Genomic DNA, 852 nt, shown 5'->3' on the forward strand with positions numbered 1-852 from the left:
TTGAAAATTGGAGCGGAAGACGGGATTCGAACCCGCGACCCCAACCTTGGCAAGGTTGTATTCTACCACTGAACTACTTCCGCAAGACATGTATGAGATATTTTATTAAAAGTGCGGGTGAAGGGAGTCGAACCCCCACGCCAAAGGCGCCAGATCCTAAGTCTGGTGCGTCTGCCAATTCCGCCACACCCGCATATTTTTTTAAGAAAATGGTGAGCCATGAAGGATTCGAACCTTCGACCCTCTGATTAAAAGTCAGATGCTCTACCAACTGAGCTAATGGCTCTTAATGGCTGGGCTAGCTGGATTCGAACCAGCGCATGACGGAGTCAAAGTCCGTTGCCTTACCGCTTGGCTATAGCCCAATAATTAAGAAATGGTGGAGGGGGGCAGATTCGAACTGCCGAACCCAAAGGAGCGGATTTACAGTCCGCCGCGTTTAGCCACTTCGCTACCCCTCCGACATATATGGTGGAGGATGACGGGATCGAACCGCCGACCCCCTGCTTGTAAGGCAGGTGCTCTCCCAGCTGAGCTAATCCTCCATTTTGCCTGGCAACGTCCTACTCTCACAGGGACAAGGTCCCAACTACCATCGGCGCTAGAGAGCTTAACTTCCGTGTTCGGTATGGGAACGGGTGTGACCTCTCTGCCATCATTACCAGACTATATTTATTTGAGACAAACATCATTATACTTGATTCACTTAGAAAGTCAATAAGTTTTTTATATTCTCTCGTTTTTGCTTGGCGACGTCCTACTCTCACAGGGACAAGGTCCCAACTACCATCGGCGCTAGAGAGCTTAACTTCCGTGTTCGGTATGGGAACGGGTGTGACCTCTCTGCCATCG

General features: G+C 50.0%; 6 tRNA genes and 2 rRNA genes. All 8 read right to left on the reverse strand.

Annotated elements, in window-relative coordinates:
* Positions 1-8 precede the first annotated feature (8 nt).
* Positions 9-83 (reverse strand) — tRNA-Gly (locus tag JTF23_RS27345).
* A gap of 29 nt (positions 84-112) precedes the next feature.
* Positions 113-193: transfer RNA gene (locus tag JTF23_RS27350), tRNA-Leu, on the reverse strand.
* A gap of 17 nt (positions 194-210) precedes the next feature.
* A tRNA-Lys gene (locus JTF23_RS27355) sits at positions 211-286 on the reverse strand.
* 4 nt (positions 287-290) lie between these two features.
* Positions 291-365, reverse strand: a tRNA-Gln gene (locus JTF23_RS27360).
* Positions 366-377: 12 nt separating this feature from the next.
* Positions 378-461 (reverse strand) — tRNA-Tyr (locus JTF23_RS27365).
* Positions 462-469: 8 nt separating this feature from the next.
* Positions 470-545: transfer RNA gene (locus JTF23_RS27370), tRNA-Val, on the reverse strand.
* A gap of 5 nt (positions 546-550) precedes the next feature.
* Positions 551-666 (reverse strand): 5S ribosomal RNA (rrf, locus tag JTF23_RS27375).
* A gap of 78 nt (positions 667-744) precedes the next feature.
* Positions 745-852, reverse strand: a 5S ribosomal RNA gene (rrf, locus tag JTF23_RS27380); the annotation flags it as partial.

Origin of the sequence: Bacillus sp. RIT 809 (genome assembly GCF_016892495.1) — a bacterium.
Lineage (GTDB): Bacteria > Bacillota > Bacilli > Bacillales > Bacillaceae_G > Bacillus_A > Bacillus_A cereus_U.